This window comes from Thalassobellus citreus, from assembly GCF_044385915.1.
In the GTDB taxonomy this organism is placed as follows: Bacteria; Bacteroidota; Bacteroidia; order Flavobacteriales; family Flavobacteriaceae; genus Thalassobellus; species Thalassobellus citreus.
This window is the reverse complement of the sequence record NZ_JBISCC010000120.1, coordinates 43414-67560: the sequence shown is the minus strand read 5'-3', so window position 1 is coordinate 67560 and position 24147 is coordinate 43414. Positions and strand designations below refer to the sequence as shown.

At 30.6% G+C, this 24147-nt stretch carries 22 protein-coding genes and 1 tRNA gene; 11 read left to right on the top strand and 12 right to left on the bottom strand.

What is annotated here, in order from left to right:
- Nucleotides 1–12: 12 nt before the first annotated feature.
- Nucleotides 13–1221 carry a 2-oxoglutarate dehydrogenase complex dihydrolipoyllysine-residue succinyltransferase gene (gene odhB / locus ACH5TX_RS05320; protein WP_439338496.1) on the top strand — a complete coding sequence of 403 codons (1209 nt, stop codon included), beginning with the start codon at nucleotides 13–15 and terminating at the stop codon, nucleotides 1219–1221.
- Between the two features lie 444 nt (nucleotides 1222–1665).
- Here the strand turns inward: odhB and ACH5TX_RS05315 are convergent, their stop codons facing one another.
- The 6 genes from ACH5TX_RS05315 to ACH5TX_RS05290 all read right to left on the bottom strand — a co-directional run bounded on the left by ACH5TX_RS05315 (nucleotide 1666) and on the right by ACH5TX_RS05290 (nucleotide 9284).
- Nucleotides 1666–2298, bottom strand: a complete 633-nt coding sequence (locus ACH5TX_RS05315) for a response regulator (RefSeq protein ID WP_439338495.1) — start codon at nucleotides 2296–2298, stop codon at nucleotides 1666–1668.
- Between the two features lie 49 nt (nucleotides 2299–2347).
- Entirely contained in the window at nucleotides 2348–2791 is a 444-nt protein-coding gene (locus ACH5TX_RS05310) for a retropepsin-like aspartic protease family protein (RefSeq protein WP_439338494.1), read from the bottom strand.
- The gene (locus ACH5TX_RS05305; protein ID WP_439338493.1) at nucleotides 2760–5345 is read right to left on the bottom strand and encodes a CHAT domain-containing protein; all 2586 of its coding nucleotides are present in this window, start codon (nucleotides 5343–5345) and stop codon (nucleotides 2760–2762) included. Before ACH5TX_RS05305 ends, ACH5TX_RS05310 begins: the two co-directional genes overlap by 32 nt.
- A gap of 26 nt (nucleotides 5346–5371) precedes the next feature.
- Entirely contained in the window at nucleotides 5372–7324 is a 1953-nt protein-coding gene (locus ACH5TX_RS05300) for a PKD domain-containing protein (RefSeq protein ID WP_439338492.1), read from the bottom strand.
- A gap of 447 nt (nucleotides 7325–7771) precedes the next feature.
- Nucleotides 7772–8758 (bottom strand): hypothetical protein, encoded by a 987-nt coding sequence (locus ACH5TX_RS05295; protein ID WP_439338491.1) that lies wholly within the window; start codon nucleotides 8756–8758, stop codon nucleotides 7772–7774.
- An 88-nt stretch (nucleotides 8759–8846) separates the two neighbouring features.
- On the bottom strand, nucleotides 8847–9284 hold the full coding sequence (locus ACH5TX_RS05290; RefSeq protein ID WP_439338490.1) for a hypothetical protein: 438 nt from the start codon (nucleotides 9282–9284) through the stop codon (nucleotides 8847–8849).
- A 140-nt stretch (nucleotides 9285–9424) separates the two neighbouring features.
- On the opposite strand from ACH5TX_RS05290, the gene ACH5TX_RS05285 reads away from it, so the two are divergent.
- The 10 genes from ACH5TX_RS05285 (at nucleotide 9425) to ACH5TX_RS05240 (ending at nucleotide 16100) form a co-directional block, all read left to right on the top strand.
- The gene (locus ACH5TX_RS05285; protein WP_439338489.1) at nucleotides 9425–10006 is read left to right on the top strand and encodes an RNA polymerase sigma factor; all 582 of its coding nucleotides are present in this window, start codon (nucleotides 9425–9427) and stop codon (nucleotides 10004–10006) included.
- Nucleotides 10007–10011: 5 nt separating this feature from the next.
- Nucleotides 10012–10758, top strand: coding sequence for a tetratricopeptide repeat protein (locus ACH5TX_RS05280; protein ID WP_439338488.1), 747 nt, complete (start codon nucleotides 10012–10014; stop codon nucleotides 10756–10758).
- An 84-nt stretch (nucleotides 10759–10842) separates the two neighbouring features.
- The gene (locus ACH5TX_RS05275) at nucleotides 10843–11610 is read left to right on the top strand and encodes a TatD family hydrolase (protein ID WP_439338487.1); all 768 of its coding nucleotides are present in this window, start codon (nucleotides 10843–10845) and stop codon (nucleotides 11608–11610) included.
- A 3-nt stretch (nucleotides 11611–11613) separates the two neighbouring features.
- On the top strand, nucleotides 11614–12642 hold the full coding sequence (locus ACH5TX_RS05270) for an asparaginase (RefSeq protein ID WP_439338486.1): 1029 nt from the start codon (nucleotides 11614–11616) through the stop codon (nucleotides 12640–12642).
- A 78-nt stretch (nucleotides 12643–12720) separates the two neighbouring features.
- A tRNA-Ser gene (locus tag ACH5TX_RS05265) sits at nucleotides 12721–12808 on the top strand.
- A gap of 76 nt (nucleotides 12809–12884) precedes the next feature.
- Nucleotides 12885–13655, top strand: a complete 771-nt coding sequence (locus ACH5TX_RS05260; RefSeq protein ID WP_439338485.1) for a MotA/TolQ/ExbB proton channel family protein — start codon at nucleotides 12885–12887, stop codon at nucleotides 13653–13655.
- Nucleotides 13656–13770: 115 nt separating this feature from the next.
- Nucleotides 13771–14205: a hypothetical protein gene (locus ACH5TX_RS05255; RefSeq protein ID WP_439338484.1), complete on the top strand. Its 435-nt coding sequence runs from the start codon at nucleotides 13771–13773 to the stop codon at nucleotides 14203–14205.
- 1 nt (nucleotide 14206) lies between these two features.
- Entirely contained in the window at nucleotides 14207–14812 is a 606-nt protein-coding gene (locus ACH5TX_RS05250; protein ID WP_439338483.1) for an ExbD/TolR family protein, read from the top strand.
- 32 nt (nucleotides 14813–14844) lie between these two features.
- The gene (locus ACH5TX_RS05245) at nucleotides 14845–15318 is read left to right on the top strand and encodes an ExbD/TolR family protein (protein ID WP_439336074.1); all 474 of its coding nucleotides are present in this window, start codon (nucleotides 14845–14847) and stop codon (nucleotides 15316–15318) included.
- Between the two features lie 92 nt (nucleotides 15319–15410).
- Nucleotides 15411–16100, top strand: coding sequence for a porin family protein (locus ACH5TX_RS05240; RefSeq protein WP_439338482.1), 690 nt, complete (start codon nucleotides 15411–15413; stop codon nucleotides 16098–16100).
- On the opposite strand, the gene ACH5TX_RS05235 is transcribed toward ACH5TX_RS05240, so the two are convergent.
- From ACH5TX_RS05235 to frr, 6 genes are all read right to left on the bottom strand, one after another.
- Nucleotides 16095–16700, bottom strand: coding sequence for a hypothetical protein (locus ACH5TX_RS05235; RefSeq protein WP_439338481.1), 606 nt, complete (start codon nucleotides 16698–16700; stop codon nucleotides 16095–16097). The two genes, ACH5TX_RS05240 and ACH5TX_RS05235, sit on opposite strands and share 6 nt — an antisense overlap.
- Nucleotides 16700–18157, bottom strand: a complete 1458-nt coding sequence (gene rpoN, locus ACH5TX_RS05230) for an RNA polymerase factor sigma-54 (protein ID WP_439338480.1) — start codon at nucleotides 18155–18157, stop codon at nucleotides 16700–16702. Before rpoN ends, ACH5TX_RS05235 begins: the two co-directional genes overlap by 1 nt.
- 85 nt (nucleotides 18158–18242) lie before the next feature.
- Nucleotides 18243–19676, bottom strand: a complete 1434-nt coding sequence (gene asnS, locus ACH5TX_RS05225; RefSeq protein WP_439338479.1) for an asparagine--tRNA ligase — start codon at nucleotides 19674–19676, stop codon at nucleotides 18243–18245.
- A gap of 133 nt (nucleotides 19677–19809) precedes the next feature.
- Nucleotides 19810–22200, bottom strand: a complete 2391-nt coding sequence (locus ACH5TX_RS05220) for an efflux RND transporter permease subunit (protein ID WP_439338478.1) — start codon at nucleotides 22198–22200, stop codon at nucleotides 19810–19812.
- 47 nt (nucleotides 22201–22247) lie between these two features.
- Nucleotides 22248–23507: a DUF5686 family C-terminal domain-containing protein gene (locus tag ACH5TX_RS05215; RefSeq protein ID WP_439338477.1), complete on the bottom strand. Its 1260-nt coding sequence runs from the start codon at nucleotides 23505–23507 to the stop codon at nucleotides 22248–22250.
- A gap of 60 nt (nucleotides 23508–23567) precedes the next feature.
- Complete coding sequence (gene frr / locus ACH5TX_RS05210; protein WP_439338476.1) at nucleotides 23568–24125, bottom strand: ribosome recycling factor; 558 nt, start codon at nucleotides 24123–24125, stop codon at nucleotides 23568–23570.
- Nucleotides 24126–24147 lie beyond the last annotated feature (22 nt).

The window sequence follows — 24147 nt, the reverse complement described above, 5'->3', positions numbered from 1 at the left end:
AATTATAAAAAAATGATTTTAGAAATGAAAGTGCCTTCACCAGGCGAGTCTATTACAGAAGTAGAAATAGCAACATGGCTAGTAGAAGATGGCGATTATGTAGAAAAAGATCAAGCCATTGCTGAGGTAGATAGCGATAAAGCAACACTAGAGTTGCCTGCAGAAGCTAGTGGAATTATTACGCTTAAAGCTGAAGAAGGTGATGCTGTAGCTGTTGGAGCTATAGTGTGTTTAATTGATACAAGTGCAGCAAAACCAGAAGGTGATGCTCCTAAAGTTGAAAAACAAGAAGAAGCACCTAAAGTTGAAGCTCCAAAAGTAGCTGTAGCAGAAGCAAAAACGTATGCTACTGGTTCGGCAAGTCCTGCTGCAAAAAAGATTTTAGCAGAAAAAGGTATGGATGCTGCTTCAATTTCTGGAACAGGAAAAGACGGAAGAGTTACTAAAGAAGATGCAATAAAAGCAGTGCCTTCTATGGGAACGCCAACGGGAGGTAATAGAGGAACTTCAAGAAGTAAAATGTCTATGTTGCGTCGTAAAGTAGCAGAGCGTTTAGTAGAAGTAAAAAATACAACAGCTATGTTAACCACTTTTAACGAGGTTAATATGTCTCCTATTTTTGCATTACGTAATGAATATAAAGAGATTTTTAAAGCAAAACATGGTGTTGGTTTAGGGTTTATGAGTTTCTTTACACTTGCAGTTGTAAGAGCTTTAGAAATGTATCCATCAGTAAACTCCATGATAGATGGTAAAGAAATGATTTCTTATGATTTTTCAGATATAAGTATAGCTGTTTCTGGACCAAAAGGACTTATGGTGCCAGTAATTCGAAATGCTGAAAATTTAAGTTTTAGAGGTGTAGAATCTGAAGTAAAACGTTTAGCACTTCGTGCTAGAGATGGTCAAATTACTGTTGATGAAATGACAGGAGGAACTTTTACAATTACAAACGGAGGCGTTTTTGGTAGTATGTTATCTACACCAATTATTAACCCTCCACAAAGTGGTATTTTAGGTATGCACAACATTATCGAAAGACCTATTGCTGTAGATGGAAAAGTTGTTATAGCACCAATGATGTATGTTGCTTTATCTTATGACCATAGAATCATTGATGGGAAAGAAAGTGTTGGCTTTTTAGTAGCTGTAAAAGAAGCTTTAGAAAATCCAATAGAATTATTAATGAATAATGATGTTAAAAAGGCTTTAGAGCTTTAGGCTTAAAAAGATAGAATATAAAATAGCTGCCAATTTTGGCGGCTATTTTTGTTAGTGGCTATATTATATTAACTATAACATTTATTGATATAATAACAATAACTAAAATAGCTAACCCAATTATAACGTATTTTTCTAGAGTTCTATTTTGTTTCTCCACGATTTGTATTTAAAATAGAGAGGTTAATTAACTTTACGCTTTTTAAAGTTTAGAATTTTTTACCTCAATGTATAGTTAGTTTATAATACTGTAAAAATAGGTTTTGGGTGTAAAATAAAAAATAAGCACTTGTACGTATTTTTTATATAATGGTAGTTTGTAAAAAGCGAAAACTCTAAATCATAACAATTTAGAGTCTTCTTTAATTCTCCCTAAGAACTAATTAATAGCACTGTAAAGATATAGTATATGTATGTTAAAAAAAATACGCACTTCTACGTATTTTATAAATGAGATTTATTAACATTTGCCCAAATAGAAAGTGAGGTCGGTTTATTGTCTAAGCATAACTTTGCAACAATATTACTTCTATGCTTGTCTACTGTACGTACCGAAATGTTTAGTTCTTCGGCTATGTCTTGGCTGGTTTTGTTTTCAGAAATAAGTTTCGTTATTTTTAGTTCAGATTTAGTTAGTAACTCTAATTCTTTTGGTTTTTCATTATGAACATTGTGGTTTAAATAGGAACTTATTTCTTCACTAAAATAAGGACGGTCTTTAAGGGCACTATCAATGCAGTTTTCAATTTCTTCAATAGCAAAGTCTTTTAAAATATAACCGTATACATTAAATTCTTTTGCTTTATCAAATAGCTCTTCTTCCTTGTCAAAGGTTATAAGAATAATTTTTGTTGGTAGGTTGTTTTTTTTACATGCTTCAGCAATTTCTAATCCTGTTTTATGAGGCATTCTAATATCTAGAATGGCAATTTCTGGTTTTAATTTTACAATAAGGTTGTAAGCGGTCTTGCCTTCATTGGCACTTCCAATAATATTAAACCCTTTTGAAGTTAAGAAATCTGATAAACCACGCAATAAAAGAGGGTGATCATCAGCTATTACAATAGAAGTATTCATTAATTTTAAGGAGTAAAATGCTATTAACTATGTGTAAATATAACGAATTTTATAATTTTAGATACAGGTACTTCTTTTCATAATCTATAATGGCTTTTCCTTTTTTTAAAATGTCGGCGCCAATAATACCATCTACAGGTTTTGAATTATGATTAATTAAAGCTGTGTTTACATGAGTAAGATTAAATAATACTAAAACAACTTTATCGTTTTTCCATTTTCCTATTTTAACTTTATTTTTTTTAGACATTTTGGTGTCCATGTCTGTTGCTCCAGCTCCGGCAGCTTTAATTTCAGAATCTTTAACTTTTAGGTTAAAAGTGTCAACAGCTTCAAAGCCAACACAAGAACTTGATGCTCCAGTATCTAAAATAAATAAACCTTTATGTCCATTTATGGTTGCTTTAATTTCAAAATGGTTGGTTTTGGTGAGCTTTAATTTAATTTTAGAATAGTTTTTCTTAAGAAGAAAGTCTTGAAGTGTTTCTTGCATGCTTATTTAGTTTAAGGGCTAAAAATACTATAATCAAAATAATTACAACCCCAATTAAAATATAAAATAAGGTGTTATTTGATACGGGTTCGGTTACCGATCCATAAAACACAAAAGCGCTCCAATAATAAGGCGATTTTTTTGCGTTAGTAATGGTGTCATTTTCTAAATAGGTGATTTTTGAAAGGTGATTAGAAATGTAACCAGATTTATTGTTGTTATATTCTTTGTAAAACGATTTCATAATTTGCGATGTAGATAAATCGTTTATTTGCCATAAAGAGAATAATAGATTTTTTGCACCTGCGTATTGAAAACCACGAGCCATACTCATAGCGCCTTCACCTTTGCGTTGTATTCCAACACCTGTTTCACAAGCACTCATAACCACTAGGTTTGCAGATAGATTCATGCTATACAGATCATTTAATAATAAGTTTTCATCATAGAATTGCATACTTGCAGGTGTTATTGAATTACCAGCACTTGCATGTGTTGAAAGATGAATAATGCCATATTGAGAAGCGTTTTCTATAAAATTACTTTTAGTAGCATTGGCATTCATAAACAGTTTTGAAGTCATTTGTTTTTCAATCGCCTTTGCTTCGTCAATGGAATAACTTAGTGATTGATTTGTGTTTTCAAATACAGGAAAAAAACCAAGTACTTTGTCGTTTTTACTTTTTTCTATTTCATTTAGATAAAATAAAATACTTGTGTTATATATAATATTATGTTTTTTTACAACAAAGGGCATTTTTGAAAACGAAGGTGTATTTGTTGGAGATGTTAATAGCGCTTCAAAAGGCATGAAATTTAATGAGCCATCTGGGATTATTATTTTGTTTTTATAAGATGAAAGCTTGTTAAAATTTAATAGCTTATATAGGTTAAAAGCTTGTTTTGTATAATTTGAAATGTCATTATTTATTATAGATGGATTATCAAAAAGGTGAATAAAATGTAGTATTTCACTTTTGCTTTTTTCATCTAGAGGAATTTTATTTAGAATAATATCGTCTTTAGAAACTATAAATTGATATAAGTTGTTTTTGCCAAAAAAGTATTCGGTTAAGGCTGTGTTATCTTGTGATAATTTGCTCTGTATTGTTTTTAATGAAAAGGAGGTTTCTTCTTTAGGATGTTTTTGGTTAATGGCTTCTTTTATAGTTTTTAATTGAAAATTAAGATCTCCTAATGTTTTATTTAGGGTGTTAATGTTTGAAGCGTTGTTACTCTCTAATAGCTCTTTTATTAAAAGCGTTGTAATACGTTCTTGCTCTTTTAAAAGATTAAATTCTTTGTTTAAAAGACTATCATTAGGAAAGTATTGTAAGCGTAATTTTTTCTGAAAAATCTCTTTTAAAGTAGATACTTTATTGTTTTCAGAATATTGAAGTGCTTTAAATAATAGGTCTTTATTTTTAGTTTGATTGTAATAATCAAAAAGGATGTTGATGCATTTTTCACTTCTGATTCTATTCTCAGTTTCGTTTAGAATTTTTGTTTCTTGTGAAGTCCAGTTATTTCCTAATAAATTTGAAACATGAAAACTTAAATCATAACTATTGAGAGCATCATCAGGATTAGATTGAAGTACTGCATATAAATCAAAAATATCTATAAAGGTATTTTCTGCATACAATTGGCTTTTATTTGGTAAACCATCAGCTTTATAGTTTGGTGATAATATTTTTAAGGCTGTTTTTAGGCTTTTTAAAGCTTTGTTTTTAACTTCTAATAAATAATATAGTTGTGCTTCTTGAAAATGAAATTTAGCTAAAGAACGTGAATCTAACTTAGCTTCATTTAAAAGCGATTTTGCTTTATTAAAATGAACTAAGGCATTTTTAAAATTTCCTTTTTTAATTTCAATAAGGCTGTTGTTTTTTTCAATATCGAATGATGAAGAATGAGATAGAGGATTGTGATGTGATGTGATTTCAAAATCATTTAAAGCGAGCTGGCTTGTGGTTTTTATACTTATTAAATTAGCTTTTTTTGAAGCAGGAATATGAGGTAGGTTTAGAGCGTTCTCAATTATCTTTATAACCGATTTGTGATCACCAAGAACTTGAAAAAGTTTTGCTAAATTAATAGCGCCGCTAATTTGATGCTTGATGTTTTTTTCTTTTTTTGCTAAAAAAATGTATTGGTTTATGGTGCTTTTGGCGTTAGTAAAATCGGCTGTTTTAATGTAAAGATTTCCTAATGGTTTTAAGCAGCTTTCTGTAATATCGAAGTCTGAAAACTTAGAAAGGTTGTTATTATTAAATCGATTTAAAGCATCTTCAAAAGTTTTAATAGCATCTTTTAGTTTAGAATGTTTATTAAGATAAGATCCTTTATGACATTGCAAAAAAACCAAAGCTAATTGCTCGTCTTTTGTTTTTACTTGGTTTTTAAAATGGGTTTCTTGCGTGTTTAATATTTTAAGTGTTGTTTCATTTTGATTTGCTATAAATGTTTCGGCAGCTACATAAATGGTTTCTTCAAGGTTTTGTGAAAACCCAAATGAGGATATTAAAAATACAAGAAAAGCAAGTTTTTTCATAAATGTGTGCCTAATAAGACTTAGCTTCAGAATTTCCAGATGGCATAAAATTGCCAATAATTAAAGTTGTCTTCAAAATTCATGATATATCGCGCGCCTAGACTAGGACCAATTCTTGCAAAACCGGCGGTAGCTTCAAACAATAGTCCTGTTCTTATATTAGAGAATGAATTTGTTTCACTGTTTGTTTCTTCAATGGTATTGAAAATAGGAGCATCAGGTTTGTCTCCTTCAAATTGTTCAATTAAAATAGCCTGCTCTTGTTTTTCGCTAATAGAAATAGTATTATTTAAACCCGCTCCAAGACCTATATAGTTATTAATATTGTAACGCATTAAAACAGGTATGTCCCAATCTATATTTTTATATGATGAGTTTGTTGTGGTACGTTGTAAAAAACGAAAGCCTTGTGCGTCTTGTATAAACTCTTCTTTTATGGCTGTATTAGCATCGTAATTATGAAAATTATTCATTAATTCTATTTGCCAATACCAACGATATGATTTGTAAGGCGACAATGTTGCTCCAAAAAAGTAACTTTCAGAATTCTTTAAATCTGAAAACGAATTAACTCCAACTTTGGCGCCAATAGAAATACCTGGTAAAAAACGCGTGGTAGAGTAATTGGTAATTATTGGGTCGTTTTTGTCGAAAATAATAGCTGTTCTACTTTTTGTTTTTTTCTTATGAAAATCTTTTGCAAACTTGATTTTGTATTTTACAAAACCTTTGGTAGAATCGTATTCTTTGACATTCTTTTGTTCACTTCCGGGTAAATAAATGTTTTTAAAAGTGAAAATTGCCTGCGTATCTGTATAGGTTGTATCTAAGCAGCTATATAAAACCTCCCGTTTTGGGCAAATGTCGCATTTTGGGTACATGTCTACTACCTCTAAAGTAGATTTGTCTAGCATCTCAGGAATGTCGGTTTCTAAACAGATTGTATTTGCTGGTCCTTCTCCGTTATTTTGAAACTTAATCTTGTATTTTAAAGTTTTAAAACGCACCAATCTATAATTCATAAAAGTACCGTTTGATGACATTTTATTTGGGGCGTGAGAGGTTACAATCTCCATTTCCATATCTTTAACTTTATGGTTGTCATAATTACCATCTGGAACATAAATGCCTCTTACAGATATAATGGCACTAGTATCTTTAACCATTTCTGGAGTTGTTTTTAGACTAAAGAATATATTACGTTCTTCTTTGGGTTGCATATTATCAAATTCTAAAACACTCCAATCCTTGTAATAAGATTTAGATTCTGATAGAGTTAACGGTAAGTTTGTTTTTATGGTTGAATCTTGCTCAATTTGAACATCATTAATAATATTTGAATGTAATGATGCTAAATGAGTTTTATCATCATCAATTTGTCTAGTGAAAGCAAAAGCATCAGTTGAAATCTTCTTTTCATTATGATGGGTTCTAGTTTCAATTAATTCGAAATTATTGGCCTTATATTTTAGTTCGTTATAAAACAGATATATTTTTCCGTTTGTAGCGTAATTTTTAGTGTTTTTATAGCTTAAAATAGTTACTATTTCTTCATTAGGCACAGGTTCTCTGTTGCGTTTTAATGTAAAATCATCATTCATTATTGCTAAGTCTTCATAGTCTTCAGAAATCGTATTTACAGCTATTTTTTTAGGTCTTGTTGTAGGAGGCTTACCAGTATCGTAATTATTGGTTGCCCAAAGTTTTATGTCGTATTCGCCTGTTTTTTTATAAATGTGTTTCGGGGTTTCTTCTTTGCTATATTGGCCATCTCCAAATTCCCAGTAATGGGTGTAAAAAGCTTTTGGTGCTCCTGCAATTTGATTTAAGGCAGGTGTTTCTGGTGTTAAAATTACCGAGTTGCCATTTACATTTGCTTTTATAGTAGCGGTTCTTGTAATGGTATCATTAACGAGTTCTTGTGAGCTGCTATATAGGGTAAAGGTGAAGAATAGAAATATGACGATGTATTTTTTCATGATACATTTGGTGTTTAGTTGTTGTTAAATATACAAAAGAGATTACTTTTTACGACGTATTATAATTAGTAACTATAATAACAATATGGGCACTTATAACTAAGAGTATGAGGATGACTAATATTAATATGTAAATAGGTTTTTTCATAGTATACATATTTATATCAATTCTGTTTTTGTTTTGTTACCTATTTACATCTGTTTTTTGAGCTAGGGATTAAGGCATTTATTGAAGCCCTCCTGATTTTTTATCAGGAAGCGACTGCCGAAATATTTATATTCATGAGTCTATTATTTAAAACAATAAAACACGAATAAAGTGCGACTTTTGTGGTAGCACCCAAATAATTGTTAAAAGTAAAAACCAGAAGCAAAGTGCTCCTGGTTTTAAATAAATAGGTTAAAAATTGGGCAAAATATTAAGCAGGTAATTAAATGTGTAGATGTTTATGGTAAACCATTAATAATGGTTGTTAATTGCGCTTGTGTTACTGTTGAGGTTTCTCCGTCTGTTATTGTTATTACTCCATTATCAACTATGGTTACTGCTTGTATAGCATATTTCCAATCGTTAGCATCTTCTGTTACAAATATGACATGACATTCTAATCCGATAGGAATTTGACCGTAGTGTTCGCTGAATAAACCTGAACCAGCATCATAAGTATCTAAATTAGCAAGACCAGTATCCTCCCCATCGTAAGATAAAAACACAGAACAGTTTGTATTATCGTATCCTTCTGGTACATCAACTAAAATGGTTGTTTTTGGACGCGGATCATTGTAAAATCTATCGACGTTAGACCATCCAAAATCACCTATAAAAGCATAGTATTGGTTGCCTTCTGCAAATACACCTCCTTGTCCATTTGCTCCATCACGTTTGTTTTCGTTCCAGGCAAGGTTGCCATCTTCGTCAATTGTACCATCCCACATAATCATATCATTGTCTACTCCTCCAGTTAAATCTGTTGGAATTCCTAATTGGATGTCGCAATTTGTTTCAAGAACGTTTCCGTTTTGAGTTGCTTCAATAAAAAACTCACCACCAGAAATTAATAAGGCTTTGTCTCCATTTGGTAAAACGCCCATGGTTGGCTTATTTGTAACAAGCATATTTCCTTTTTCAAAAAGCTCTACAAATTCTAAATTTACTTCTCCTGTAACGGCGTTTCCGTTTAGCGTTAAACATGATCCGTTAATGTATATGCTTACACCATTTTCTGATGTTAAAGTAATGTTGCCATCTTCTGCGTTAAATTTAAAGTCTTGTGTTAGCTCCTCTAATGCGGCATCTTTTATGTTATTAAAATCGTTTGCAGTTGCTACGCATAGCCCATCGCAATCGTTGTCAATACCTTCTTCTTTACTACAGCTTGTAAATATTAACGCTGTCATTACTAATGTTCCTAAAATGTGTTTTAAATTTTTCATGGTTAAAGTTTTTAAATTATTATTCATCTTTATATAAACAGGGCAATTATTTTGTTACCCTGTTTTGATATTTATTTTTTAATTTTTTTTATTGTTGAGGTTGACTTATGATTATTTTTGAGATCACAGCGTCACCAGAGGCTACTAATTGTATCATTTTGTTAGCATAGTCTTTAGAAGATGCATATCCTTTTGCGTGCCCTGAAGCCGTTTCAACTTCCCAGAAATAATTTCTTTTAGCGTTTACTTCAGATTTTAATACTAAATAACTTTGAATTTTTTTAGCAAAAACAATTTCGCCAGAACTAGATAAAGCAATCATCTTTTTTGCATTTTCAAGAGAAAGCGATGTCCCAGAGTATTTGCCTTTGTTTGTTTCAACGTTCCAATCGAAAACTTGAGCAATGTTGTTTTTTGTGATTTCTACAACTTCGGTTGAAGTGTTACGTGTCGTTTTTTCATTTGTAGCGTTTACGTTTAATATTGATAATGCTACTGTTGCGATAATTAAAATTGATTTCTTCATGATTTTTAATTTTTATGGTTTAATTAAATTTTTTGTTGAGTCTTAATTTTTGACTGTTACACCCTTATATCAAAACCATTTAAAAATTGTTACCCTTTTATTTGAAAGTTTTTTTACTTTAGTAGCAAATACAAGGGTTAATGAGTGAAAAAAAAATACATGAAGACCAGAAATATATAGACGGATTGCTGCAAAACAACTCATTTATTATACAGTCTATATATGATAAGTTTGTGCCCAAAGTGGTTAATTATATTAAGCAGAATAGTGGAAGTACAGATAAAGCTCAAGATGTTATACAAGAAACATTGATTACGATATACAATCAAGCCCTAGAGAAAAAGTTGCAATTAACCTGTCCTTTTGATGCTTACTTCTTTTTGTTATGTAAGCGTAAGTGGTTAAACGAATTAAAAAAATCTTCTAATAAAGAGGTAACAATTAATGAAGAAGTGTTATCTAAAGGTGACGAGGCTCAAGAACTAGCGTTTGAAACATTTGTATTTGGCGAAAAACAAGCGTTATTTACAGAAATGTTTAGCAAGTTAGGAACTGCTTGTAAAGATTTATTAACGGCAACTTTCAAAATAAAATCTATGGAAGAAGTCGCTAAAAGTTTAGGTGTTACCTATGCTTATGCTAGAAAAAAGAAGTCTTTATGTATTGGTAAATTAACCGAACTGGTTCAAGAGTCGCCTAAATTTAACCAACTTAATAATTAATTGCTATGAACGATCAAAATTACATAGAGTTTGAAGCCTACCTTTCTAAAGAAATGGCAAAGGAGCATGTAGTTACTTTTGAAACACGATTAAAAAATGAACCAGAATTTAATCAAGCTTTCATTACATATAAAGGACTGTCTTCTTTTTTAGAACATAAATTTGAAAATGAAACAGCATCAAATGTGTTTCAAGAGAATTTGAAAAAGATATCTAATAAACATTTTAGCAATCAGAAAAATGTTGAAAAGAACACAATAAAGCCTAAAACATTTAACCTTTTTAAATATGCCATAGCAGCAAGTGTTGCATTGTTAATTGGTGTTTTTACATTTAATCAATTTTCAAATCCTACCTATGGCGATTATGCGAGTTATGATGCCATAAGTTTAACGGTTAGAGGCGCGAATGATGCATTATTGCAAACTGCCGAAAATGCATTTAATAATAAAGAATTTGCTAAGGCTGAACATGCTTTTAAAAGCTTAATTGAATTAGATAGTGAAAATTCAGAATTGATACTTTACAGTGCTATTTCTAATATTGAATTGAATAATTTTGAAATTGCAGATGGTTTATTAGAGGATTTAAAAGAAGGAAAATCGGCTTATAAATATAAAGGAGCATGGTATTTAGCTTTAAGTAAGTTAAAGCAGAAAGATGAAAAAGCATGTTTAGAAATTTTGAAAACAATTCCAGAAGATGCCGATGATTATAAACAAGCTCAAAAACTTATTAAGAAACTAGATTAGTTTTTACCGTTGCAAGCTTTATTGTTGAAAATATAAATTATAAAAAAGTCATCTTAAATTAGATGACTTTTTTACTTTTACCGCATGATTATTACAGACACACATACACATTTATATAGTGAAGCATTTGAAGAAGATAGAAGCGGCATGATGAGTCGTGCTATAGAACAAGGTGTTTCCAGATTTTTTATTCCAGCAATCGATTCAACGTATACCGAATCGATGCTTCAGCTTGAAAAAGAGTATCCAGAGAATGTTTTTTTAATGATGGGGTTGCACCCTACGCATGTAAAAGAGAATTATAAAGAAGAGTTAAAGCATGTTGAAGAGATGCTTGCAAGCCGAAAATTTTATGCAGTAGGCGAAATTGGTATTGATTTGTACTGGGATAAATCAACATTAGAAATTCAAAAAGAAGCCTTTAAATATCAAATTCAATTAGCAAAAAAGTATCAGTTGCCAATTAATATACATTGTAGAGATGCTTTTTATGAAGTTTTTGAGGTTTTAGAGAGTGAGAAAAGCGATGATTTATTTGGCGTTTTTCATTGTTTTACCGGAACTTTAGAACAAGCACGTCAAGCTATTTCTTATAATTTAAAATTAGGAATTGGCGGTGTGGCTACTTTTAAGAATGGAAAAATAGATCAGTTTTTAAATCAAATAGATTTAAATGACATAGTTTTAGAAACCGATGCGCCATATTTAGCACCAACACCATATAGAGGGAAGCGAAATGAAAGTGCATATATTATAAAGGTGTTAGAGAAATTAGCTGTCCTATATAATAGGACTCCAGAAGAAGTTGCAACTATTACAACTCAAAACTCAAAAAACGTTTTTAAAGTTTAAAGTATGAATAAATCAAAAGCTAACATATTGCTTATATATACAGGTGGTACTATAGGTATGATTAAAGATTTTAAAACGGGAACGTTAAAGGCTTTCGATTTTAAAACACTTCTTGAGAAAATACCAGAGTTACAATTATTAGATTGTAATATAGATACAGCTTCATTTGAGCCAATAGACTCTAGTAATATGAAACCTGAGTATTGGGTGCAAATAGCAGAGCTTATAGAAACAAATTACGAAAAGTTTGATGGTTTTGTTGTTTTACACGGAAGTGATACTATGAGCTATACAGCATCTGGTTTAAGTTTTATGTTAGATAATTTAGCAAAACCTGTCGTTTTTACAGGTTCGCAATTACCAATTGGCGATTTGCGTACCGATGCTAAAGAGAACTTAATAACCTCTATTCAGGTCGCTTCTTTAAAAAGCGAAGGCAAACCTTTAATAAAGGAAGTCTGTTTGTATTTTGAGTATAAATTATATCGAGCAAATAGGACTACAAAAATTAATGCAGAAAATTTTCAAGCATTCGCCTCTTTTAATTATCCAGATTTAGCAGAATCTGGAGTGCATTTAAAAATTAATAATAAGTATTTATTCAAGCCTAATTTGAATAAAACCTTGCAAGTTTATAAGAAGTTAGACAACAATATCGCGCTCATAAAGCTATTTCCGGGTATTTCTGAGTCAATAATTAGAGGGATTATTAGTACATCGAAGCTAAAAGCAGTCATAATTGAAACTTTTGGCTCTGGAAATTGTACCACAGAAAAATGGTTTATCGATATTTTAAAAGAAGCAATTTCAAAAGGAATTTATATTGTTAATATAACACAATGTTCCGGTGGTAGTGTTATGATGGGGCACTATGAGACTAGTAATCAGCTAAAAGAGATTGGTGTTATATCGGGAAAAGATATAACTACAGAAGCAGCAATTGCAAAGTTAATGTTTATGTTGGGGCAAAATATTTCAAGTGAAAAATTTAAAGGAATGTTTGAAAAATCGATTAGGGGAGAAATGTCCTAAATTTAACTGATAAAATTTTAGCTTTTAAACTTTTTTTCGTTATTTCATGCCCTGTAATTTAAGTGATGTTTAAAATACAGAGAGGTGGCCGAGTGGCTTAAGGCGCACGCTTGGAAAGCGTGTATGCGTTAATAGCGTATCGAGGGTTCGAATCCCTTTCTCTCTGCTGTTATTTTTTCCTTTTAATTACTTTATTTTTTATATCTTTAACACTTTAACTAATAAAATTAAGAAACGAGAACATGAAAAGATTATTTTCTATCCTTGCTATCACAGGAATGATGGCATTCGGAACTGCTAATGCAACTACAAATACTAGTGTTAGTGCAGCAGTAACAACTGTAACAACAACTCAAGACGCTGATCCAGCACCTGCTGAAGAGCTAGGGTTTCATCAAGAATTAAAGAAACGTTTTATTGAAGGTGGCCCAGGTTTTATGGGAATAGTGCTTTTATGTTTAATTTTAGGTTTAGCTATTGCTATCGAAAGAATTATCTTTTTAAACCTTTCTACTACAAATTCAAAAAAATTAACTCAATCTGTTGAAGATGCATTATCATCTGGTGGTGTTGAAGCAGCAAAAGAGGTTTGTAGAAACACGAAAGGACCTATTGCTTCTATTTTCTATCAAGGTTTAGATAGAGTTGATGAAGGTGTAGAAGCTGCAGAAAAAGCAGTTGTAGCATATGGTGGTGTACAAATGGGGCAATTAGAGAAAAATGTATCTTGGATTTCTTTATTTATTGCATTAGCGCCAATGCTTGGTTTCATGGGTACTGTAATAGGTATGATTCAAGCATTCGATAAAATTGAAGCAGCTGGAGATATGAATCCTTCTTTAGTAGCAGGTGGTATTAAAGTAGCACTTTTAACAACTGTATTTGGTTTAGTTGTAGCAATTATACTTCAAATTTTTTACAATTATATTATTGCTAAAATTGATAGCATAGTTAATGATATGGAAGATTCTTCTATTACATTAATGGACTTGTTAATTAGAAACAAGAAGTAATAATTTAAAATTGTAAGTATTATGAAATGAGCCATATATAATTAGGGTTGTATTAATCTTATATATGATTTTGGCGAATTACATCTGACTTATTAACACAATAAAATTTAAACAGATGAAAAAAATATTAACTATATTATTAGCGGTTGTAGGCATACTTTCTATTGTATTTCTAGCTATGATAATATCAGCAGGAGATGAAGCTATAAAAGCTGGGGAATCAAGTGGATCTGTAAATTCGTTTATGTATATAGGATACATTGTTTTCTTTTTAACATTAGCTTTTGTAGTTGTATTTAGTTTGATAAACATAGTATCTGATGGAGATAAACTAAAGAGCACTTTAAAGGGTGTTGGTATTTTCGCTTTACTATCAGCTATATGTTATTTCGGATTAGCTAATGGAGTTGAAACACCATTAAAAGATGGAGGTTCTTTATCAGCAGGAGGTTCACAATTATTGGGAGCAGGTTTATACTTATTCTATGCACTTATTTTAATTGCAGCAGGATCTATGTTGTTTTTTGGAATTAAAAAAATGGTAAAATAATATGGCAAAAAGAGCAGCACCAGAAGTTAATGCAGGCTCAATGGCCGACATTGCTTTCTTACTATTAATCTTCTTCTTGGTAACAACTACCATAGAAAAAGATTCTGGTATCAACCGAAAATTGCCACCTATTGATGACTCTGAACAAGATGTTGTTATTAAACAGAAGAATATATTTACTGTTATAATAAATAAAAATGATCAGTTGTTAGTCGAAGATGAGGTGATGGAACTTAAAGATTTAAGACAAGCGGCTGTTGATTTTTTAGATAATAATGGAGACGGTTCTTGTGGCTTTTGTCAAGGAAGTAAGAATTCTTCATCTTCTGATAATCCTGTAAAAGCAATTATCTCTTTAGCTAATGATAGAGAAACTTCTTATTCATCATATATATCTGTACAAAATGAATTAGTTGCAGCTTATAATGTGTTAAGAAATAGAAGGGCACTACAAATTGGAGGATCTAAAGGTTTTCCTGGTATGGATTTTGTTAAAATGCAAGCCAATTATAAAAGTGTTCAATGGCCTGGAAATAAGGATAAGTTAAAAGCGGTTATCGATTTAATTAAAGAAGAGATTCCTCAAAAACTATCTGAAGTACAGTAGTATAATTTAGAATTAAATAAATAAAGATTAATATGTCTAAATTTAAAAAGAAGAAGGATGGAGGGTTAGCTCCAATTAATACGGCATCATTACCAGATATTGTATTTATGTTATTATTCTTTTTTATGGTTGCTACCGTAATGAGAGAAGATACACTTAAGATAAAGAATGCATTACCTTTGGCTAATCAAATAGAGAAACTAGATAAAAAGAATCCTGTTAGTTATATATATATGGGAAAACCTAGTGATAACTATAAGAATTTTGGTACTGAAGCAAGGATCCAATTAAATGATAATTTTGCTGAAGTTACTGATATAGCTGCTTTTATAGGTGCAGAAAGAGCTGCATTAAGAGAAGAACTTATTCCTTATTTAACAGTTTCCCTAAAAGTAGATAAAGATGCTAATATGGGCATAGTAGGAGATGTTAAGCAAGAATTGAGAAAAGTAAATGCATTAAAAATTAACTACACAACTGGTAGTGGAGATGCATTGAATAATTAAGTAAAATAATCTTAATTTGTTAAATATATAAGGGTGTTCTTTAATAGAATGCCCTTTTTTATTTTCGGTATATTATAATAATATTAGTTACAATGAAGAAATTATTCACTTTTATTTATGTTACTTTTTTTGTAATAATTATTAATGCACAAGAGGTTGTTAATACAGAAATTGATTCACTTTATCGCGAAGATCAATTTTATATAGGTGTAACCAATAATTTATTTGGGAATAAACCTAAGTGGTTGTCTCAAAGTGGGTTTTCTGGTGGTTTTCACTTAGGTTTCATTAGAGATATGCCTTTTAATAAAAATAGAAATATAGCTATTGGTTTAGGGCTAGGTTATTCTGTTAATTCTTTTAATGAAAACTTATTTGTAAGTAAAGATGATTTAGGAACTGTATTTTATAATATTTTAGATGAAAATACGTTTACTAAAAATAAATTTTCTAGACATTTAATAGAACTTCCTTTAGAATTTAGATGGCGTACTTCATCACCTTCAGAATATAGTTTTTGGCGTATTTATACTGGTTTTAAACTAGGGTATTTGTTTACGCACAGTACAAAATATAAAGGTGACTTGGGTAGTTTCAAATATACCGATATTGAAGATTTTAATAAGTTTCAGTATGGTTTAACATTTAGTGTAGGCTACAATACTTGGAATGTTTATATGTATTACGCTTTAAATTCTATTTTCTCTAATAAAGCCATAGTAAATGGAAAGTCAATAGATATGAATGTTATTAAGGTAGGTTTAATGTTTTATATTTTATAACCAATAAGAAACTAGTAATAGTTGCGGTATTATGCCAACAAATAAACCCATAATTAATTCTTTATAAGTATGAGCTTTTAAATGTAATCTAGAAGTTGCTACGGCTCCAATTATAATCATCATTAAAGCCAAAGTACCATTAATGTTAATACTAAAATGAATACTTAAGACTACAAAAAACATAAATACTCCTGATACATAAATCATATGTATACTTGCTTTAAACTTTACAAGGGCAAGAAATAAACAAGTCATTGTAGAAATTAATAAGCCAACAAAGAAATAATAAAGTTCTAGTACTTGAGTTGGGGTTAAAATACGTTGTATTACAATAAAAATAATAGCACAATTAAGAGCTAACGGATATACCCTTTCATTTGTGTTTTTTAGATAAATAGACTTTACTTTTCCTAAAGTTTTAAGCAAATAGTAGATTAGTATTGGTAGAATTACGGTAAGTATAATAAGAGAGACTATTTTAGCTTGTTTAATCTCAGTGGGTATATATCTAGGCGATTTCGAAAAATAAAAGCAAACACCTAAAAGAGGCATAAATAAGGGGTGAAAAATATACGATATACTTTTTAAAAGCCAATTCATTATATTTTTTTACGTAATCTAGCTACCGGTATGTCTTGTTGTTCTCTGTATTTAGCTACTGTACGACGAGCAATAGGATATCCTTTTTCTTTTAGAATAGACGCTAATGTTTCGTCTGTTAATGGTTTTTTCTTGTCTTCTTCGTCTATAACCGTTTCTAGTATTTTCTTTATTTCTCTTGTAGAAACATCTTCTCCTTGGTCATTTTTCATCGATTCAGAAAAGAATTCTTTTATCAATTTTGTACCATAAGGTGTGTCAACATATTTGCTATTTGCAACTCTAGATACTGTAGAAACATCCATAGAAATTTCATCTGCAATATCTTTAAGAATCATAGGTTTTAAATTACGCTCATCACCTGTTAAAAAATACTCGCTTTGATAGTGCATAATAGCACTCATAGTTATAAATAAGGTCTGTTGACGTTGTTTTATAGCTTCAATAAACCACTTAGCAGCATCTAACTTTTGTTTTATAAAAGTAACGGCGTCTTTTTGTGATTTTGATTTGTCTTTAGATTCTTTATAACCATTTAGCATGTTGTTATATTCTCTAGAAACATGAAGCTCTGGAGCGTTTCTTCCGTTTAAGGTTAACTCTAATTCGCCTTCAACAATTTTAATTGCAAAATCAGGAACCACATGTTCAACAATTCTATTGTTTCCAGCGTAAGAACCTCCTGGTTTTGGATTTAAATGTTCAATATTTGAAATTGCATCCTTTAATTGATCTTCTGAAATATTAAATTTCTGAAGTAATTTTTTATAGTGTTTTTTAGTGAACTGCTCAAAAGCATTATCAATAATATTAATGGCCAATTCACAATCTGCTGTTTTCTCTTTTCTATGCAATTGAATGCTTAAGCATTCTTGTAAGTTTCTTGCACCAACTCCAGCAGGATCTAATTGGTGTACTATTTTTAAAACTTTTTCTATACTTTCTTCTGTGGTATAAACGTTTTGTGTGAACGCTAAATCGTCCATAATATCACTTAAATCGCGACGTATATAACCGCTTTCATCTACACTGCCAACTAAAAATTCAGCAATATCTCGTTCCACATCAGATAATCTATAGGTGTTTAATTGATTAACTAAATGTTGGGTGAAAGAAGTTCCAGCTGCATACGGCATGGTTTTATCTTCATCATCACTACTGTAATTATTTGCTTGTGTGCGATAATCTGGAATTTCATCATCGCTTAAATATTCATCAACATTAATATCTTCAGCATTTATCGTTTCATTATCATTAATGTCATTGGTGTTGTCTAGATCAGCATCAAACTCATTATCAAGATCCTCCTTGCCACCTTCAAGTGCTGGATTTTCTTCTAATTCTTGTTTTAAACGTTGTTCAAATGCTTGAGTAGGCAACTGTATCAATTTCATTAATTGAATTTGTTGCGGCGATAATTTTTGCGATAATTTAAATTGTAAATATTGCTTAAGCATGTTTAGATTTAAGGTTGTTGCTCAAAGATAAAAAAAGGAATTAGCATACCAAAGTCGTGCCAAGATTCCTTTTTTTTAAAATTTACTAAAATTCAGCATTTTGAGGTGTTCTAGGAAAAGGAATAACATCTCTAATATTACTCATTCCTGTAGCAAACATAACTAAACGCTCAAAACCGAGCCCGAAACCTGAATGTACAGCTGTACCATATTTACGTAAGTCTAAATACCACCAAAGGTCTTCTTCTGGGATATTAATAGCGGCCATTCTTTCTTTTAAGATATCTAAACGCTCTTCACGTTGTGCGCCACCAACAATTTCTCCAATACCTGGGAATAAGATATCCATGGCTCTAACCGTTTTGCCATCTTCATTTAAACGCATATAAAAAGCTTTTATATTTGCTGGATAATCAAAAAGAATAACAGGGCATTTAAAATGTTTTTCAACTAAAAAGCGTTCGTGTTCACTTTGTAAATCACAGCCCCACTCGTTAATTAAATATTTAAATTTTTTCTTTTTATTAGGTTTACTATTTCTTAAAATATCAATAGCTTCAGTATAACTAACACGTTTAAAGTTGTTTTCTGTGACGAAGTTTAATTTTTCAATTAAACTTAACTCACTGCGTTCTGCTTGAGGTTTTGTTTTTTCTTCGTCTAGTAAACGTTTGTTTAAAAACTCTAAATCTTCACGGTTATGTTCTAAAATATATGTGATTACAGACTTCATGAAATCTTCAGCTAAATCCATATTACCAGCTAAATCCATAAAAGCAACTTCGGGTTCTATCATCCAGAATTCTGCTAAATGACGGGATGTATTTGAGTTTTCGGCTCTAAAAGTAGGTCCAAATGTATACACTTTACCTAAAGACATGGCATAGGTTTCTGCTTCTAGTTGGCCAGATACCGTTAGGTTGGTTTCTTTTCCGAAGAAATCTTTAGAATAATCAACTTTACCTTCATCATCTAGTGGCGGGTTTTTAGAATCTAAACTAGAAACTTTAAACATTTCTCCAGCTCCTTCAGCATCGCTCCCAGTGATAATAGGTGAGTGCATATAATAAAAGCCGTTTTCATTAAAATATTTATGAATAGCAAATGATAATGTAGATCGTAAACGCATTACGGCACTAAAAGTATTTGTTCTAGTACGTAAATGTGCATTTTCTCTTAAAAACTCAAACGAGTGTTTTTTTGGTTGAATAGGGTATGTTTCAGGATCTGAATCGCCTAAAACCTCTAGGTGACTTACTTGTATTTCTACTTTCTGACCCTTGCCTTGGCTTTCAACCAATTCGCCTTTAATATGAATAGCAGCACCTGTTGTAACTCTTTTTAAAAGTGCTTCATCAAAATTTTCAAAATCTAAAACACATTGAATATTATTAATAGTTGAACCATCATTTAAAGCTATAAATCGATTAGCTCTAAAGGTTCTAACCCATCCTTTAATTTCTACTTCAGGTAATATAATGTCTTGTGTTAATAATTCTGAAACGGTACGTAATTGCATAAATACTTGTTTTGAAATGTAAATATAATGGTTTAAATTGTTAAAATTAAAATTATAAATTGCAAAAATTACAAGTAATTTGTTTTAATTAACATAATTATGTTTAAATCTGTAATTTAATTTTTTAACTTCTTTATTGTTCTGTTTCGTCCTCTTCTGGAATAATATTAATTGAGGGTTTTCTAAGTACTTGTTTATTCGCAATACTACGTTCTAACGATAATAATAATGAAGGAAGTAATAACAAGTTAGATAACATAGCAAATAACAACGTTGCAGAAACTAAGGCTCCTAAAGCTACGGTGCCACCAAAGCTTGAAATTGTAAATACCGAAAAGCCAAAGAATAGTACAATAGAAGTATAAAACATACTAACGCCTGTTTCTCTTAAAGCACCATACACAGATGTTTTAATTTTCCAGTTATTAGCTTGTAATTCTTGACGGTATTTTGCTAAAAAGTGAATAGTATCATCTACCGAAATACCAAAAGCAATACTAAAAACTAAAATAGTTGAAGGCTTTATAGGAACTCCTAAATATCCCATTAAGCCAGCAGTAATAACAAGTGGTAGTAAGTTGGGTATAAGAGAAACAATAACCATACGTCCAGACCTAAACATATAAGCCATAAAAATTGATATTAAAAATATGGCTAGTGATAACGAAATGGCTAAGTTTTTAACCAAGTATTTTGTTCCTTTTTGAAATACTAATGCTTTACCTGTCATGGTAACATCGTATTTTTCTTTAGGAAAAACTTTGTCTATTTTAGTTTGAAGGTTTTCTTCAATACGCTCCATTTTGTCTGTACCAATATCTTTCATAAAGGTTGTGATACGAGCATATTGACCAGTTTTATCTACAAAGTTATTCAGTAAATCGACATTTGAAGTTGAGTTTTTTGCATATGATAAGATGAAACTGTTTTCTTGAGATGTTGGTAATTGATAAAATTTTGGATTACCGTTGTAGTATGCTTGCTTAGAATATTTAACTAAACCTACTACAGATATTGGTTTAGATAATTCTGGAGTTTCAATAATTAAATCTTCTAATTCGTTCATTCGTTTTAGCGTAGAAAGTTTCATAACGCCTTTCTTACGCTTTGTATCTACCATGATTTCTAACGGCATAATACCATTAAATTCATTTTCAAAAAAACGAATATCATTTACAAATTCAGAATCCTGTGGCATATCTTCAATTAAACTACCAGATATTTTTATTTGATAAATACCAATAATACTAGCAACAAGAAGAATAAGAGACGTTACGTAAATAGCAATACGTTTTTTACGAACCATCCATTCCATCCAATTAACAAATCCACCAATCCACTTTTTATTTAAATGTTCTAAATGTCTGTCTTTAGGATAAGGCAAAAACGTGTAAATAATAGGTATAATTAATAAACATAGTATAAATATAGATATAATACTTAATGAAGCTACCACCCCAAACTCTTTTAATAATGAGCTTTCTGTTAGAATAAAAGTAGCAAAACCAGAAGCAGTAGTAACATTGGTCATTAATGTAGCATTCCCAATTTTTGTAATAACACGTTGTAACGATTTTACTTTATTACCGTGTAATTTTACTTCATGCTGATATTTGTTAATTAAAAAGATACAATTAGGAATACCAATAACTATAATTAATGGAGGAATAAGCGCTGTTAAAACACTGACTTCGTATTTTAAAAGGCCTATAATTCCTAAAGTCCATGCAACACCAATACAAACTACAATTAATGAGATAAAAGTGGCTCTAAACGATCTAAAAAAGAAAAAGAAAATTAATGAGGTTACCAATAACGCAGCAATAACAAAAAGGTTAATTTCCTCAATAATATTTTGCGAATTTAAAGTTCGAATATAGGGCATACCCGAAACTCTAACATCTAAATTGTATCTAGCCTCAAATGCTTCAATATTTGGTATTAATACATTAACAACAAAATCTTTTCTAGCAGCAGTATTTACAATGGCTTTGTTTAAGTAAAGGGCGCTTCTAATTGTTTTTGTGTCTTTATTAAATAAGAAATTATCGTAAAAAGGATACTTGTTAAAAAGTTCGTTTTGAAGGACTTCTATTTCTTCAATTGTAGAAATGGAGTCCTTAATAAAAGGTTCTAAAGTAAATTTTTCGTTTTTAGTATCTTTTACAAGTTTTTGTAAATCTTTTATAGATATAACAGATTCTACCGCAGAATCTTTTTTAAAGGTTTGAGATAATTTATTCCAAGCGTTTAATTTTTCTACAGAAAATAGAGTTGTGTCTTTTACTCCAATTACAATTAAGTTTCCTTCTTCACCAAACTTTTGTAGAAAGTCATTATATACCATGTTTACTTCATGATCATCAGGAAGTAAATTAGCTTCGGTATACGTAAAACGCATGTATTTCCATTGCGTACTAAATAGTAAAGTAATTATAACGATACCAATAAGAATGATAATTTTATTACGCAAAATTAATCTTGCAATAACGTCCCAGAAGTCTTTAGAAAAAAGTTTAAACATGCCTTGTATAAAAGATGCGCAAAGGTAGAAAAAAGGAGTGTATTACCTCATAAAGAGACGTTAAATGTAAACTTAAAAGCAACATTATCTCCAAATTCAGGTAGGTGATATGCGCCATAACGGTATGTGAAGCTTAATCCGAAGCCAAATAACAATTTATTAAATTCAAATCCAGATTCTGTGTAGCCCTTTTTTAAAGAGCCAAAAGTAATGTTTTGGTGTCTTACAGGGTTTTTCATGTCGCCAATGGCATAGCGTGTTATTATAACCAATTGAGGTTTAAAACGTTCTGTAACATTAAAAGGTTTTAAATAATGTTTTATTTGAAGGGTTCCAAATTTATCAGAAAAGAACTCGTTAAAAAACATGGTTTCAAAACTATTTAATCCAGCAACTGAGAAACGTTGTAAAATGGTCTCTTTATTTATGTTGTTTGGGTAGGCATGGTATAAATGAGTTATGGGTATATTTCCATTAGCTATACCAGAAACTAATGTGATTTTTGTTAAACCATTACCTTTTGTTCCTATTTCATGAATGGTTCTAAAATCTAATTTAGAAAAGTTAAAATCACTTTTAAATATATTTTTAAAACTTTTGGTATACTGTAATGTAAATTTAGGAAAGCCTTCTTTAGTTTCTTTAAACCCTTCTGGTGAAGTTTCATATTTACTAAACGGGCTCCATTGAAGTGCTATTTTTGCAATACTTAAGTCGAAGTTTTCAAAGGTGTTGCCATTAACGTTATAACTGTAATTATAAGTAGGATCTATTTTACTTATTGCTAATTCAGTCTCAGTTAATAAATGGGGTGTTAATTGATGCTCTAAATCTACTGATTTTGTAATATGTTTATGAAACAAATCAATATTAAGTAAGCGGGGTTCAAAGAATTGAAAAAATCGCTTGTCTGTTAAAAATTTAGTGCTACCAGTTTCTTGTAAATCATCTGTATATGAAATATTTAACCAAGTATTTGTTTTTTCTGCTAATCTAAAGCTACCACCAATACTGTATTTAAATCTGTGATCATTAAACCCATAAACTAAATAGCTATTTATACGGTATTTTTTTGAGAAAGCATCATTAGTAATTCCTCCTATGCCAGTTCTAAGTGCTTCATATTGGTTGTATTTAATTAAATACCTTAAATCGAAGTTAAAGTATTTTGTAGGGAGGTATCCGTTTCCAAGGTGTTTAATAAATTCACTTTTCCCAATGGAATCTCGTACTGGCGCATCGCCAGTTTGACTATACGTTAATGTGTAGCAAAGAATAAATAAAAAAAGAAAACAATGCTTCAGCATTTATTTAAATAAAATAGGAATGAATTTATAAAAAAAGCGACAATTTAGTCGCTTTTCAAATTATACTGTCATGATTTCTTTTTCCTTAGCTTCAAAGAGAGTATCAATTTTCTTAACGTAATTATCTGTTAAAAGTTGTACATCTGCTTCTCCATTTTTTTTAAGGTCTTCAGATATATCTTCTGTTTTTTTGATGTCGTTATTAGCATCTTTACGAGCAGTTCTTACGCTTATTTTTGCATCTTCAGCTTCAGATTTTGCTTGTTTTGCTAAATCACGTCTACGTTCTTCTGTTAAAGGTGGTACATTAATAATAATAGTATCACCGTTATTCATAGGGTTAAAACCAAGGTTAGCATAAGCAATACCACGTTCAATTTCTTGTAGCATATTTTTTTCCCAAGGTTGTACTGTAATGGTTCTACCATCAGGCGTGTTTACATTGGCTACTTGACTTAGTGGTGTTTGCGACCCGTAATAATCTACCATAACGCTACCAAGCATTGCAGGACTAGCTTTTCCTGCTCTAATGTTAGTGAATTGCTTTTCTAAATGCTTAATAGCATTATCCATTGATTCTTTTGTGCTATCTAATATAAATTGTATGTCTTCGTTCATTGTTTTAAACTTTAAAGTTCAA